Raw genomic sequence first — 14433 nt, 5'->3', positions numbered from 1 at the left:
GCGACGCGGAACCCCGGTCGGCTTGTGTTCTCGGGCCTCCTGCGCTCGCCTGAGAACCACGCCTTAGGTGGCTCGGCTATTCCCGGTCGATCGGCCAGGCCTTGAAGACGTCGAGCGCCTCGCAGGCCCGCGCCTGCTCGGCCAGCGCCGGCCAGCGCTCCTCCGACGCGAATTCCGGGATCACGAAACGGCAGAAGCCCCAGGCGATCGCCGCGGCGATATCGCTCGGCAGCAGCTCCGGCCCTGCGGTCAGCTCGCCCTCCTTCGCCGCCGTGTCGAGCAGGTCGAGCGCGACGTGCAGCTGGCTGACGATGCGCTCCTGCCAGGGCGCATAGCGCTGCGCCTCCGGGCGCTTGCGCTCGTACTCGATCGACACTGCCTTGTCGGCCGCGACGATGCCGATGCCGGTGAGCGCGAGGTCGCGCCGGCGCGCCACGCCCTCGATCGGGCGCAGCGAGCGGCCCGCGACGTCCTCGAAATGCTGGATGATCAGCAGGGATTCGCTGATGGCGATGCCATCGTCTGTGACCAGCGTCGGCGCCTTGATCAGCGGGTTGATCGCCCGAAACTCGTCCATGTGGCGGAAGACCGAGACCGAGCGGTGCTCGAACGGCACCTCCAGCAAGCTGCCGGTGATCGCCGCACGGCGGACATAGGGGCTATCGAGCATTCCGACGAGCAGCATCGCTTCCTCCTGACAAGAGCGGTGCGACAGTGCAGAAGCCCGCGAAAGAAACCACACGAATTCGCGTGATGCTGCGGATCACGCCGCTTGATGTTCGCGCTTCTTGGCCGGCGTGAGCTGGGCGCTCAGAGGTTCGTCCAGCCTGATGCCGCGCTGATGCGCCTCCATCTGGCAGGGATCCCAGTAAGGGGTGCCACCGAAACGCTCGACAAGCAGGTCGATCAGCACCCGGACCTTGCCGGGGACATAGGCACCCGGTGGGCGCACCACATAGAGCGCCCGCGTCGGCATGGGATAATCGAGCAGTATCGGTTCGACCGCGCCGGACCGGATGGCGTCGGAGGCGATGAAGGTCGGCAACACGGCGAGCCCCAGCCCCGCCACGGCCCAGGATAGCAGCGTGTCGCCATTGTCGGAGCGCATCCGCCCCGGCGGCCGCACCGTGATCCAGCGCTTGCCGGTGCGGAAGACCCAGTCCTGATCATTCGTGCCGCTATAGAGCAGGCAGTCATGGTCGTTGAGATCGGCAGGGATGGCGGGGCGGCCGCGCCGCGTGAGATAGGCCGGGCTGCCGATCACCGTGGCATGGACCGGCGCAACCCGGCGGGCGATCAGGCTTGAATCCTTCAGCGAGCCGATGCGGATCGCCGCATCGAAGCGCTCGCCGATCAGGTCGACATAGCGGTCGCTCGCCTGCACGTCGATCTCGAGCCGCGGGTACATCTGCGCGAGCTCGCCGAGCAGCGGCGCGACATGCTTGGTGCCGAAGGTGAGCGGCATCGAGAGCCGCAGCCGCCCGGCGACGCCGCCCGCCTGCTGCGCCACGGCCTCCCGCGCCTCTTCGAGCTCGGCCAGGATGCGCTCGCTACGCGCCTTGAACTCCAGCCCGGCCTCGGTCGCGCTCACGCCGCGGGTGGTGCGGCTGAGCAGGCGCGTGCCGAGTTCCTCCTCCAGCCGGCTCACCCGGCGGCTGACGATCGACTTCGCCAGGCCGAGGCTCTGCGCCGCCCGGCCGAAGCCACCGGCCTCGACCACGGCGATGAAGCTGCGGATGTCATCGAGCTCCGACATGGGTGTTCCTCAGGGTGCAACAGCTTGGTGCCGATTATGCGAATTCTGGTGCGATCCGTGAACCACTATCTTCTCGGCCATCGAAATCACTCCTGCCGAATAGGAAGCTTCATCATGGCTACCGCCCTCGTCCTCAACAGCAGCGCTTCGGGCGCCGACTCGGTCTCCAGGCAGCTGGTCCAGGCCACGGTCTCCCGGCTGCGCGCCCAGAACCCCGGCGTGCATGTCGTCGAGCGCGACCTCGACGCCAACCCCATTCCGCATCTCAACGCGGAGACCACGGCCGCCGTGCGCGCCGGCATCACCGAGACGGCCGCGCAGCGCGAGGCGCTCGCCCTTTCCAACGCGCTGGTCGAAGAGCTGAAGGCCGCCGACACCATCGTCATCGGCGCGCCGATGTATAATTTCGGCATTCCTTCGACGCTGAAGAGCTGGTTCGACTACGTGCTGCGCGCGGGCGTCACCTTCAGTTACAGCGAAGCCGGCCCCGAGGGTCTGCTCAAGGGCAAGCGCGCCATCGTCGTCGAGAGCCGTGGCGGCCTCTACAGCAGCGGCCCGGCCCAGTCGCTGGATTCGCAGGAGCCGCATCTGCGCACCATGCTCGGCTTCGCCGGCATCACCGAGGTCACCTTCATCCGCGCCGAGAAGCTGGGCTATGGCACCGAGGCTCGCGAAGAGGCGATCCGCAACGCCAACGCCGAACTCGCCCTCGTCGCCTGAGGACGGCACAAGCAAAAGAGCCCCGCATCGGACAGCCGATGCGGGGCTTTCTGTCGTCTGCATCCAGGATCAGTCGCTGCGACGCGCGGCGCGCGCCACCGCGGCGGCGACCCGCTCATGCCCTTCCGCCAGGATCGCCGTAGCCAGCCGGACATGCTCGGTTGGCCGTAGCGAGCACTTGCTGCCGGGCAGAACCGCGATGCCGTGGGCGGCGAGTGTCACCAGGGCATATTGCTCGGACTCGACCGGAATCCAGATGCAGAGCCCATCCGTCTCCGGCATCGCGACGCCGTGCTCTGCCAAATGCCCCAGGAAGGTCCGCCGGCGCTCCGCATAGATCCGGCGCGCGTCGGCGACGCTCCGCATCGTCGCCGCATCCTCGAGCAGCCAGGCCGTGGCGGCCTGCAGCAGCCGGCTCGTCCAGCCGGAGGAGAAGCTGCGGTAGGATTGAATCTGCCGGATGACCTTGTCCGGTGCCGAGAGCACGGCGATCCGCAGATCCGGGCCGAGCGATTTGGAGAAGGAGCGGATGTGGACGACCCGCTCGGGCATGGTCGCGCCCAGGCTGATCGGCGGGTGGATGGAGACATCGCCGACGCCGTCATCCTCGATCACCAGTGTCTCGCTGCCGGCCAGCAGCGTTGCCAGCTCCTGCAGGCGTCGCGCGCTGACGGGCCGGCCTGTGACGGAATGGGTGCGCGGCTGGAACATGAAGGCGGCGGGGCGCCGTGACAATGCGGCTGCGAGCTGGTCTGGCAGAGGCCCCTCCGCATCGCAGCCGATCGGCAGAAGCTCGGCGCCGAGATTCTCGATGATGTCGAGGAGGCGCATCGCCGTAGGGTCCTCGATCGCGACGCAGGAGCCCGGCAGCACCGTCGCATTCAGCACAGAATAGACCGCGTTGTAGCCGCCATTGGTGGCAAGGAAGGCATCCGGCGCATAGGGCCATTGCGGCAGCACCGCCTCTCGCAGCGCCGGCAGGATCGAAGCACGCTCATAGCTGTTGAGGTCCTCGACGCAGGCCGCATGGGCCAGTGCTCCGTGCAGCGACGGCAGCAGGCTGGCGTCGGGGACGGCAAGCGACAGATCGAGCACGCCCGGGCCGAAATGGGCGACGCTGCCCATGCGGGCCGGGCGGGGCGTGGCGCTGTCGCCGCTGACCCAGGCGCCGCCGCGCCCGCGCCCCGAGACGATCTTCTGCCGCTTCAGCTCGCTCCAGGCTTCCGAGATCGTGCCGGGGCTGACGCCGAGCGTGAAGGCAAGGTCGCGCACGGTCGGCATCCGCGTGCCCACGGCCAGCGCACCCGAGCGGATCAGCGCGCTGACCTCCAGCGCAATTCCGCGTGCGGTGCGTTGCGTCAGGCGGCTCGCCAGCCAGGTCGCGTCGGGTTCGGTGCTCATCGATTCGGAAATTAATGTTCAGGAACGTAATATCGATTGATCAGCCAAAGTGAACATTTAATCTGCCTGATATTCAAGGCTTGGAACGAGGTATGCGTTGAAACCTGTCATCCGGCTGGCCCTGCGGGACTGGGACTTCATCACGCCGCTGCTGCTCGGCGACGTCGCCTCCGACCAATTCGAGCTCAAGATCGAGCGGCTCGCGGCCCTGCCGGACGATTTCGCCAGCGACCCGCGCTTCGACGCCTCGGAGATTTCGTTCAGCCGCTACACCACCGGGAAAGCGCGGGGCGAGACCGGCGTCTTCGGCATTCCGAACTTCATCATGCGCGGCTTCCGGCATCGCTGCGTCGTCACGGCGGCGGACAGCCCGCTGACGCGCTTCGAGGATCTGCGCGGCAAGCGCATCGGCATCGCCGGCTGGCAGGATTCCGGGAACACCTGGACGCGCGCAGCCCTGGCCGAGGCCGGGATCGGTATCGAGGATGCGTTCTGGGCGGTCAGCCGCCTCGCGGCGGACCATCCGGTCACCGACCGCGTCGGCCGCTATGCGCGGCCGGGCCGGATCGAGGCGCTGGCCGGCCAGCCGCCGCTGCTCGATCTGCTCGCCGCCGGCGAGATCGACGCCGTGCTGATGCCGTTCATGCCCAAGGGCTTCTTCTCGCAGGGCTCGGCATTCCGCGCCCTGCTGCCGGATGTCCGCGCGGCGGAGGTCGGCTATTTCCGCAAGGTCGGCTTCGTGCCCGGCATGCACATCATCGGGCTCAAGCCGGAGCTTGTGGCGCGCGATCCCTGGCTGCCGCAGGCGCTCAGCGACCTGCTCGACGAGAGCCAGCGCGTCTGGCTGGAGAAGCGCCGCCGCTATGCCGACACCAGCCCCTGGCTGATCGACGAGCTCGTGCGCAGCGGGCATGATCTCCCGACCGAATGGAATGCGAGCGGCCTCGGCCCGAACCGGGCAATGGTCGCGGCCTTCCTGGAACAGCTGCGGATCCAGGAACTCGCCGAGACCGATCTGACGCCGGAGACGCTGTTTCCGGCCGTCGGCGCTGGGGCCGAGCAGGCCGCCTGAGCGCGCGAACCAGTTTGAGAAATAACGAACAGGGGAATGTCGCCATGAAGATGATCGTGAAGCTGGCCGGTGCCGTCGCGTTTTCCGTTGCGCTCATGCAGGGCGCGGCGCTGGCGCAGGACCAGTCGATCCAGATCCCGAAGCAGAAGGTCGACGAGGCTCTGCGCGCCAAGCTGCCGGAGACGATCCGCGCCGCCGGCAAGATGATCTCGGTCAATAACGGCTCCTTCCCCCCCTACGAAATCGTCACCGACACCAACAAGATGATCGGCGCCAGCGCCGATCTGTCCGAGGCGCTCGGCGAGCTGCTCGGCGTCAAGATCGAGCATGCCACGGTCAACGGCCTCGCCTCGTCGCTCAGCGGCATCGCCGCCGGCCGCTTCCAGTTCGCGATGGGCCCGATCGGCGACTTCAAGTCGCGCCAGGAGGCAAACGACTTCGTCGACTATGTCCGCGAATACGTGGTCTTCGCCGTGCAGAAGGGCAATCCGAAGGCCATCAACAGCCTGGAGGACAGCTGCGGCAAGAAGATCGCCGTGATGTCCGCCGGCTCGGCCGAGAAGGTCATCAAGGCGCAGGCCGAGAAATGCGCCGCCGATGGCAAGCCTGTGCTGGAGGTGATGTCCTTCACCGATCAGCCGACCTCGATCCTGTCGGTGCGCTCGCGCCGCGCCGATGCGTTCTTCTCGTCGCAGGCGCCGCTCAGCTATTTTGTTCAGCAGGCGAAGGGCGATCTCGAGCTGGCCGCCATCGGCAAGGCGAACGGCTTCCAGGATCTGTTCCAGGGCGCCGTCGTGCCGAAGGGCTCGCCGCTCGGCGAGGTGCTGGTCGGCGGCATCAAGGCGCTGAAGGCCAACGGCACCTATGCCGCGATCTTCAAGAAATGGGGGCTCGAGAACAACATGATCGACGAGCCCGGCATCAACCGGTCGACGAACTGAGCCTGAGCACAGGATGAGCAACGCAACACAGGCGGCGGGCGAGCGCGAACTGGCGCTGCGCGACGTCGCCACGGCGCATCGCCCGGCCGAATGGGGACGCTGGCTGCTTTGGGCCTTCGTGCTCCTCATCGCAGCCAACTTCGCCTGGATCGTCGCCTGGAACCCGAATTTCGGGTGGCCGGTGGTGGCGCAATGGTTCACCGCGGAGTCGATCCTGCGCGGCCTCACGGTGACACTCGGCCTGACCGTCGTCGCCATGGTGATCGGCGTCGCCATCGGGCTGCTGCTCGCCATAGGCCGGCTTTCGGACGACCGTTTGTTCAGCGGCCTCGCCGGCCTCTACATCTGGTTCTTCCGCGGCACGCCGCTCCTGGTGCAGCTCATCTTCTGGTACAATCTCTCGACGCTGTTCCCCGAGATCTCGATCGCCATCCCCTTCGGGCCGACGCTCGTCAGCTGGCACACCAATGACCTGATCACGCCGATGACGGCGGCGATCGCCGGGCTTTCGCTGAACGAGGCCGCCTATATGGCCGAGATCATCCGCGGCGGCCTCATCTCCGTCGACAAAGGGCAGGTCGAGGCGACCGACGCCTTCGGCATGACGCGGGCACGGGCATTGCGCCGGGTCATCATCCCGCAGGCGATGCGCTCGATCGTGCCGCCCACCGGCAACCAGCTCATCAGCATGATCAAGGCGACCTCGCTGGTCAGCGTCATCGCCATGGCCGATCTGCTCTATTCGGTGCAGGCGGTCTACAACCGCACCTTCGAGGTCATCCCCATGCTGATGGTGGCCGTGATCTGGTATCTCGCGATCACCTCGGTCCTGAATATCGGCCAAGGCTTCATCGAGCGCTACTATGCGCGCGGCGAGCGGGGCGCGACGCAGGCCAAGCCCGTCATCGCGGAGGCGACCCCATGAGCCGCGATGCGATCAAGGCCGGCGCCGCGCCGCTGGTCAGCGCCCGCAATGTCCACAAATCCTTCGGCGCCAACGAGGTGCTGAAGGGCATCGACCTCGATGTCGCGCCGGGAGAAGTCGTGGTGATCCTCGGGCCGTCAGGCTCGGGCAAATCGACCTTCCTGCGCTGCATCAACCATCTCGAGGCGATCGACCGCGGCTCGATCATGGTGGCCGGCGAGCAGATCGGCTACCGGCTCGCCGGGGAGCGGCTGGTCCGGCTGTCGAACCGGGCGATCGCGGCGCAGCGCCGCCAGATCGGCATGGTCTTCCAGCAGTTCAACCTCTACCCGCATATGACGGCGCTGGAGAACATCATCGAGGCGCCCGTCGGCGTGCACGGCCACAGCCGCAAGGAGGCGACCGACTACGCGATGGAGCTGCTCGGCCGCATCGGCCTGACCGAGAAGGCGCATGCCTATCCGCGCCAGCTCTCGGGCGGCCAGCAGCAGCGCGTCGCCATCGCGCGGGCGCTCGCCATCCGGCCGAAGCTGATGCTGTTCGACGAGCCGACTTCGGCGCTCGACCCCGAACTCGTCGGCGAGGTGCTGGCAACGATGCGCGATCTCGCCGTGCAGGGGCTGACGATGATCGTCGTCACCCATGAGATCGGCTTCGCGCGCGAAGCCGCCGACCGTGTCGTCTTCATGGATGGCGGTGTCGTCGTCGAGCAGGGGCCGCCGGGCGAGGTACTCGCCTCTCCCAAGCATAGCCGCACGCGCTTGTTCCTGAGCCGCTTCATTCGCGAGGCGGTTTGACGCGTGACGCCGCGAGAGCGCGAGCAGGCTCGCGCTCTCCAGCGCCTCTCGAGGTCGCGCGCGGCTCTGGCGACCTGATCTGAAACCGTTTCGGATTGCGGCGCCGATCGCCCGCGGGCCGGCGGTTTCGCCAAAGCCGGCAGAGCTCGCCGACAAGACGTCTTCAGACAATTTGGAGCGATCAAGTATTGGCAGTATAAACATATTGCAAAAACGGCGTGGTCGCCGGTCTGGCGGAAGGATCACCTCTGCATCTCGGAGGAGGGTGTCCGATGGCACGTAGGGCCGTGATAGCCTTGTTGATTCTGGCGGGTTGGCCGCATTCGGCCATGGCGGCCGGCGACGCTGCCGCAGGCGAGAAAATCTTCCTGAGATGCCGGGCCTGCCACCAGATCGGCGAGACCGCGAGGAACGCCGTCGGGCCAAAGCTGAATGGCCTCTTCGGCCGCCCGTCGGGCTCGATCGAAGGCTACAGCTATTCGGCCGCCAACAAGAACTCCGGCATCGTGTGGGATGAACCGACGTTCCGGGATTACATCAAGGCGCCTCAGGCCAAGATCCCAGGCACCAAGATGACATTTCCGGGCCTCAAATCCGACCAGGAAATCGACGACGTCGTCGCGTTCCTCAAGCAATTCGATGCTGACGGGAAGAAAAAATAGCCGCTTCGTCCCCCGGCCGCGGCTCCCGTCAAGCTGTTCTGCCGTACGGCGTCGATTGACAACTCCCGTGCGCAGGACGACAACATGACGATGACTTTAGTCCGGCGACTTGACTGCCCCGCGGCCCGGTCGAAAGTGGATGCGCCCGATTGCGGCGCATCGTCGTCCAGGCGAGCCAAGGGTTCGGCGATGACGAGCAGGAAGCAAAAGCTCAGGCCTCCCCATCCGCCCGGCGGAATTCGCGCCCGCCGACTGCCTTGTTCCACCCCCGATCCCGTCGGCCTCGTTCGTTCCAAGCAGGGGATCCGGTCGGCCCCGGCCTGCAGCGTCGTTTTGATGTCGAAGATAAGTTTGTTCGCCTAGCGCCGCGGCGCATTTGCCTGCGCCACAGCGTTGCCTTGCTCCTGTTCATCGCCGCCCTCGGCAAGGATGAAAAGGGATGGGTATCGCGGTCGTCCTGGCTCTGGTCGTGATCGGCTCGGTGGTCTTCCACTTCCTGAGCCCGTGGTGGTGGACGCCGATCGCCTCCAACTGGCGCTATATCGACGACACCATGATCATCACGTTCTGGATCACCGGCGCCGTCTTCACGGCGGTCGTGCTGTTCATGGCCTATTGCGTCTTCCGGTTCCGCCACCGTGAAGGCAGCCGCGCCGCCTACCAGCCGGAAAACAAGCGGCTCGAATGGTGGCTCGCGATCGGCACGGGGATCGGCGTCGCAGCCATGCTCGCGCCCGGCCTCGTCGTCTGGCACCGGTTCGTCACGGTTCCGAAGGATGCGACCGTCGTCGAGGTCGTCGGCCAGCAATGGCAATGGGCCTACCGGCTGCCGGGTGCGGACGGCAAGCTCGGCACCGCCGACATCGCCCAAATCACGCCGGAGAACCCGCTCGGCATCGATCCGAAAGACCCGCACGGGCAGGACGACATCGTGATTCAGGGCGACCAGCTTCATCTGCAGCTCGGCAAGCCGGTCAAGCTGCTGCTGCGCTCGCTCGACGTGGTGCATGATTTCTACGTCCCGGAATTCCGGGCCAAGATGGACATGATCCCGGGCACCGTCACCTATTACTGGCTCACTCCGACCCGGGCGGGCACCTTCGAGGCGCTGTGCTCCGAGCTGTGCAGCACCGGCCACACCTTCATGCGCGGCGGCGTCGTGGTCGAGCCCGAGAGCCAGTATCGCGACTGGCTGCGGCAGCAGAAAACCTTCGCCCAGCTCCAGAGCCCAGCGAGGACGCAGGCGAAGAACTAGGGACGAGACAGGGGCGAGCTCCCGAACGGGGATTTCGTTCTGCGAGGAGTGGAGATGGCGCGATGGTCGACGTGATGCACGGCGTCCCCGAACCGCTACCGGCGGCCGAGATCGACGATGTCGAGCTCTATCATCCGAGGAGCTGGATCACGAAATACGTCTTCTCGCAGGATGCCAAGGTCATCGCCGTCCAGTATTCGACCGTGGCGCTGGCGATCGGGCTGGTCGCCCTGGTCCTGTCCTGGCTGATGCGGCTGCAGCTCGGCTTCCCCGGCGCGCTTCCCTTCATCGACCCGGATCGCTACTACCAGCTCATCACCATGCACGGGATGATCATGGTGATCTATCTGCTGACCGCCCTCTTCCTCGGCGGCTTCGGCAACTATCTCATCCCGCTGATGCTCGGCGCGCGGGATATGGTGTTCCCCTATGTGAACATGCTGAGCTTCTGGATCTATTTCCTCGCCGTGCTCGTGCTCCTCGGCGGCTTCTTCCTGCCGGGCGGACCGACGGGAGCAGGATGGACCCTCTACCCGCCGCAAGCGATCCTCGCCAACACACCCGGCCAGCAATGGGGCATCATCGTGATGCTCTCCTCGCTGATCCTCTTCATCATCGGCTTCACCATGGGTGGGCTGAACTACGTCGTGACGGTGCTGCAAGGGCGCGCCCGGGGCATGACGCTGATGCGCATGCCATTGACGATCTGGGGCATCTTCACGGCGACCGTCATGGCGCTGCTCGCCTTTCCCGCGCTCTTCGTCGGCGCCGTGATGATGCTGCTCGACCGGCTGATCGGCACCAGCTTCTTCATGCCGGCCATCATCGCGATGGGCGAGCCGCTGGCCTACAAGGGCGGCAGCCCGATCCTGTTCCAGCACCTGTTCTGGTTCTTCGGACACCCCGAGGTCTACATCGTGGCGCTGCCGGCCTTCGGCATCGTCTCCGACCTGATCAGCACCCATGCGCGCAAGAACATCTTCGGCTACCGCATGATGGTATGGGCGCTGATAGCGATCGGCGCGCTCAGCTTCGTCGTCTGGGCGCACCACATGTATGTCAGCGGCATGTATCCCGCCTTCGGGTTCTTCTTCGCCACCACGACGCTGATCATCGCGATCCCCACCGCGATCAAGGTCTACAACTGGGTGCTGACACTCTGGCAGGGCGACATCCACTTCACCGTCCCGATGCTGTTCGCGCTCGGCTTCATCGTCACCTTCGTGAATGGCGGGCTCACCGGGCTGTTCCTCGGCAATGTCGTCGTCGACGTGCCGCTCTCGGACACGATGTTCGTCGTCGCCCATTTCCACATGGTGATGGGCGTCGCGCCGATCCTCGTGATCTTCGGGGCGATCTACCACTGGTATCCGAAGGTCACCGGGCGCATGCTCGACGATCGGCTCGGAAAGCTCCATTTCTGGGTCACGTTCCTCGGGGCCTATCTGATCTTCTTCCCGATGCACTACATCGGATTGATGGGCGTACCGCGCCGTTATCACGAGATCGGCGGGATAGCCCTCGTTCCGCCGTCGGCGGCAACGCTGAACGAATTCATCACGGTCGTCGCGCTGATCGTCGGCGCCACCCAACTCGTCTTCCTGTTCAATCTCGTCTGGAGCCTCAGGCATGGCCGGCCCGCGGGCGGCAATCCCTGGCGCGCGACCACGCTGGAATGGCAGACGCCGCAGACGCCGCCCGCCCATGGCAACTGGGGCAAGACCCTGCCCGTGGTCTATCGCTGGCCCTATGACTACAGCGTGCCCGGCGCCGCGGAGGACTTCCTGCCGCAGAACCAGCCGCCGGCTCCGCAGACCGGATGAGGAGATGCCGCCATGGGCGTGGTCCTCGGGTTCATCGTCGTCGTGGCAGCCTTCGCCGGCTGGTGGCTCTCGCGCCAGCGCCTGACGGCAAAGCCCTGGCTCGAAGTCGGCGTGATCGGCGACGCCGCCGAGCCGACCTCGTCCACGACGGCGAAGCTCGGCCTCGGCAGCTTCCTCGTCGTCGCCAGCTCGCTCTTCGCGCTTCTCATCAGCGCCTATTCGATGCGCATGAGCATGGCCGATTGGCGCGCGCTGCCGATGCCGGCGGTGCTCTGGTTCAGCACAGGGCTGCTGATCCTGGCGAGCATCGCCCTGCACATGGCGGTGGTCGCCGCGCGTTGCGACGAACGCGGCGCGCTCCGCTCCAGCCTTCTCGCGGCGGCGGTCTGCTCGCTCGCCTTCCTCTCCGCCCAGGCGCTGGCATGGCACGAGCTTGCCGCAGCCGGCTATTTCGCCGCCGCCAACCCCGCCAGTGCCTTCTTCTATCTGATCACGGCCATTCACGGAGCCCATGTGCTCGGCGGGCTCGTCGCGCTTTGCCGAACCTCCGCCAGAGCCTTCGCCATCCCGAAGGACCTCGCGCCGAAGATCCCACGCGAGCTCACCCTCAGCGTCGAGCTCTGCGCCATCTACTGGCATTTCCTGCTGCTGGTCTGGCTTGTCCTGTTCAGCCTGCTGATGCGCTGGACGGACGACCTCATCGAGATCTGCCGGGGATTGCTGACCTAGAGCTCCTGATGAGGAGGGGCCGATGAATGAGATTGCGCCGACTGCCGTGAACGCAGACATCGTCCGCCCCGCCGGCTGGCGCGGCATCGCGGCCGATTGGTCGTCCGATCAGCGGGCCTTCAAGAACGTCTCCTGGGGGAAGGCCATGATGTGGGTCTTCCTCCTCAGCGACACCTTCATCTTCGGCACCTTCCTCATCTCCTACATGACGGTCAGAGCGTCGACGGTGGTGCCCTGGCCCAATCCGAGCGAGGTCTTCGCGCTCGAGATCGGCGGCCACCATCTTCCGTTGATCCTGATCGCGATCATGACCTTCGTCCTGATCAGCAGCAGCGGCACGATGGCGATGGCGGTCAATTTCGGTTATCGCCGCGACCGCAGGAAGACGGCGATCCTGATGCTCGCGACCGCCGTGCTCGGCGCGGCCTTCGTCGGCATGCAGGCTTTCGAATGGTCGAAGCTGATCGCGGAAGGCGTCCGCCCGTGGGGGAACCCCTGGGGTGCGGAGCAGTTCGGTTCCAGCTTCTTCATGATCACCGGCTTCCACGGCACTCATGTCACGATCGGCGTGATCTTCCTGATCATCATCGCCCGCAAGGTCTGGCGCGGCGATTTCGACCAAGGCCGGCACGGCTTCTTCACGAGCCGGAAGGGTCGCTACGAGATCGTCGAGATCACCGGCCTCTACTGGCACTTCGTCGATCTCGTCTGGGTTTTCATCTTCGCCCTGTTTTATCTCTGGTGAGGTGGCGACATGACACAACCGGCGGCTCATAACGACGCGCAACAGCACCCGATCAAGCTCTACCTCGTGGTCTGGGCCTGGCTGTTCATCCTCAGCACCTGCTCTTACCTGGTCGACTATTTCGGCCTCGTCGGCTACCTGCGCTGGTCGCTGATCCTGCTCTTCATGATGTTGAAGGCGGGCCTGATCGTCGCGGTCTTCATGCATATGGCCTGGGAGCGGCTGGCACTGACCTATGCGATCCTCACCCCGCCGCTGGCGCTCCTCGTCTTCGTCGGAATCATGCTGTTCGAGTCGCACTACACGCTCTTCAGCCGGCTGACCTTCTTCGCGACCGGCTCATGAGGCGCCAGTTTCGGAACGCGGGCCGAGCCGCGCGCGCCATCGGCGTGCCCGGCACAATCCGAACTTGCTATCTCTTCCCGTCGGAGAACGGCACGCCGAAGTCCCCCGATACGCGTGGCGTATCGCGCTTCCCGTACGGCCGGGGGAGTGCGGCGCCAGGTCTAGCGCTGAAACACTTCCGGATAAGCAAAGAGACCGGGCGCGCCGCCCGTGTGCCAGAAAACGACTGTTTCGTCGGGGCCGATGGCGCCTGTCCTTACAAGCGAAAGGAGTCCGGCCATCGCCTTTCCGGTATAGACCGGGTCGAGGAGAATTCCCTCCTCGCGGGCAACCAACTGGACGGCCTCGATCATCTCGGCGGTGGGCTGGCCATATCCCGGCCCAACCCGGGAATCATCGATCTCCAGAGCGGACACGGCGCTCCTCTGGCGATCCTCCAGACCGAAAATATCCTGAACCAGCCCGGAGACGATGGCCCCAGCCTGCTCGGCTGAGCGCGAGACGCTGATGCCGTGCACGCGCCAGGGCAACCCGGCCTGCTCCACGCCGGCAAGGATGCCGGCATGGGTGCCGCCGCTTCCCGTCGGCAGAACGATGCGGTCGATGCGGCAGCCTTCATCCTTCGCCTGGGCCGCCAACTCCAGAAGCGCATCGCGATAGGCGAGGCTTCCAAGCGCATTCGAGCCGCCGACCGGGATGAAGTAGGGCCTCCGTCCTTGCGCCGTTAGCCCTGCCATCGCCTCCGCAGCGATCGCAGAACCGTCTTCGCTCGCGGCGAGGAGACGAATCTCCGCGCCAAAGATTCCGTCGAGCAGCCAATTCCCGTTGGTTCGATAGGCTTCGCTGCGATTTGCGACCGAGTCGGTCAGCAGCAGCAGGCAGCCGAGACCATTCCGTGCGGCCGCCGCCGCGGTCTGACGGGCATGATTCGACTGGATCGCGCCCATGGTCACCAGCATGTCGGCGCCGTGCTTCAGAGCGTCGGCCACCAGATATTCGAGCTTGCGGACCTTGTTTCCGCCTCCGGCAAAGCCGGTGCAGTCGTCACGCTTGATCCAGATCGACGGCGCCCGGCCATTGCCGCCGAGCGCGCTCGCAAGGCGGGGCAATCGCTCGAAGGGCGTCGGCAGCATCGCAAGCCGGATAGTGTCGTGGCGGTTCATTCGAGCAAGCTCCGGCATCTGGACGGCGTCAGCGATACCATACCGCTGGAATGGAGATTGGCTGGGCCCGCTGCCGCATGCCGGATGTGCGTCTTCGAC

At 65.9% G+C, this 14433-nt stretch carries 16 protein-coding genes; 12 read left to right on the top strand and 4 right to left on the bottom strand.

Annotated features, from left to right (window positions below; all coding sequences use genetic code 11):
• Positions 1–76: 76 nt before the first annotated feature.
• Both AC1DNE_RS27980 and AC1DNE_RS27975 read right to left on the bottom strand, forming a co-directional pair.
• The gene (locus tag AC1DNE_RS27980) at positions 77–685 is read right to left on the bottom strand and encodes a glutathione S-transferase family protein (protein WP_441472277.1); all 609 of its coding nucleotides are present in this window, start codon (positions 683–685) and stop codon (positions 77–79) included.
• A 78-nt stretch (positions 686–763) separates the two neighbouring features.
• Positions 764–1756 carry a LysR family transcriptional regulator gene (locus AC1DNE_RS27975; protein ID WP_441472276.1) on the bottom strand — a complete coding sequence of 331 codons (993 nt, stop codon included), beginning with the start codon at positions 1754–1756 and terminating at the stop codon, positions 764–766.
• Between the two features lie 114 nt (positions 1757–1870).
• Here AC1DNE_RS27975 and AC1DNE_RS27970 point away from each other — a divergent pair, with 114 nt between their 5' ends.
• Positions 1871–2476, top strand: coding sequence for an FMN-dependent NADH-azoreductase (locus tag AC1DNE_RS27970; RefSeq protein ID WP_441472275.1), 606 nt, complete (start codon positions 1871–1873; stop codon positions 2474–2476).
• Between the two features lie 69 nt (positions 2477–2545).
• Here AC1DNE_RS27970 and AC1DNE_RS27965 read toward each other — a convergent pair whose 3' ends face one another.
• Positions 2546–3877: an aminotransferase-like domain-containing protein gene (locus AC1DNE_RS27965; RefSeq protein ID WP_441472274.1), complete on the bottom strand. Its 1332-nt coding sequence runs from the start codon at positions 3875–3877 to the stop codon at positions 2546–2548.
• A gap of 97 nt (positions 3878–3974) precedes the next feature.
• Here AC1DNE_RS27965 and AC1DNE_RS27960 point away from each other — a divergent pair, with 97 nt between their 5' ends.
• The 11 genes from AC1DNE_RS27960 to AC1DNE_RS27910 all read left to right on the top strand — a co-directional run bounded on the left by AC1DNE_RS27960 (position 3975) and on the right by AC1DNE_RS27910 (position 13171).
• The gene (locus tag AC1DNE_RS27960; protein ID WP_476766887.1) at positions 3975–4949 is read left to right on the top strand and encodes a substrate-binding domain-containing protein; all 975 of its coding nucleotides are present in this window, start codon (positions 3975–3977) and stop codon (positions 4947–4949) included.
• 95 nt (positions 4950–5044) lie between these two features.
• A complete protein-coding gene (locus AC1DNE_RS27955) occupies positions 5045–5890 on the top strand; it encodes an ABC transporter substrate-binding protein (RefSeq protein ID WP_441472410.1) in 846 nt (281 codons plus the stop codon).
• 13 nt (positions 5891–5903) lie between these two features.
• Positions 5904–6815, top strand: coding sequence for an amino acid ABC transporter permease (locus AC1DNE_RS27950; RefSeq protein ID WP_441472272.1), 912 nt, complete (start codon positions 5904–5906; stop codon positions 6813–6815).
• Positions 6812–7612, top strand: a complete 801-nt coding sequence (locus tag AC1DNE_RS27945) for an amino acid ABC transporter ATP-binding protein (RefSeq protein ID WP_441472271.1) — start codon at positions 6812–6814, stop codon at positions 7610–7612. Before AC1DNE_RS27950 ends, AC1DNE_RS27945 begins: the two co-directional genes overlap by 4 nt.
• A gap of 272 nt (positions 7613–7884) precedes the next feature.
• Positions 7885–8274: a c-type cytochrome gene (locus AC1DNE_RS27940; RefSeq protein ID WP_441472270.1), complete on the top strand. Its 390-nt coding sequence runs from the start codon at positions 7885–7887 to the stop codon at positions 8272–8274.
• A 149-nt stretch (positions 8275–8423) separates the two neighbouring features.
• Positions 8424–8747: a hypothetical protein gene (locus tag AC1DNE_RS27935; RefSeq protein ID WP_476766886.1), complete on the top strand. Its 324-nt coding sequence runs from the start codon at positions 8424–8426 to the stop codon at positions 8745–8747.
• Complete coding sequence (locus tag AC1DNE_RS27930; RefSeq protein WP_476766885.1) at positions 8714–9529, top strand: cytochrome c oxidase subunit II; 816 nt, start codon at positions 8714–8716, stop codon at positions 9527–9529. The genes AC1DNE_RS27935 and AC1DNE_RS27930 overlap by 34 nt, the downstream gene beginning before the upstream one ends.
• Positions 9530–9591: 62 nt before the next feature.
• On the top strand, positions 9592–11352 hold the full coding sequence (locus AC1DNE_RS27925; RefSeq protein WP_441472267.1) for a cbb3-type cytochrome c oxidase subunit I: 1761 nt from the start codon (positions 9592–9594) through the stop codon (positions 11350–11352).
• Between the two features lie 12 nt (positions 11353–11364).
• Positions 11365–12081, top strand: a complete 717-nt coding sequence (locus AC1DNE_RS27920) for a cytochrome c oxidase subunit 3 (protein WP_476766883.1) — start codon at positions 11365–11367, stop codon at positions 12079–12081.
• Between the two features lie 22 nt (positions 12082–12103).
• The gene (locus AC1DNE_RS27915; protein ID WP_441472265.1) at positions 12104–12826 is read left to right on the top strand and encodes a heme-copper oxidase subunit III family protein; all 723 of its coding nucleotides are present in this window, start codon (positions 12104–12106) and stop codon (positions 12824–12826) included.
• Between the two features lie 9 nt (positions 12827–12835).
• A complete protein-coding gene (locus AC1DNE_RS27910) occupies positions 12836–13171 on the top strand; it encodes a cytochrome C oxidase subunit IV family protein (protein WP_476766882.1) in 336 nt (111 codons plus the stop codon).
• A 161-nt stretch (positions 13172–13332) separates the two neighbouring features.
• Here the strand turns inward: AC1DNE_RS27910 and AC1DNE_RS27905 are convergent, their stop codons facing one another.
• Positions 13333–14334, bottom strand: coding sequence for a D-cysteine desulfhydrase family protein (locus tag AC1DNE_RS27905; protein ID WP_441472263.1), 1002 nt, complete (start codon positions 14332–14334; stop codon positions 13333–13335).
• Positions 14335–14433: the final 99 nt, after the last annotated feature.

The sequence above is a fragment of the Allobosea sp. 05L423 genome, from assembly GCF_056397745.1.
The sequence above is the reverse complement of the archived record's forward strand: the minus strand, read 5'-3'. Positions and strand labels throughout refer to the sequence as shown.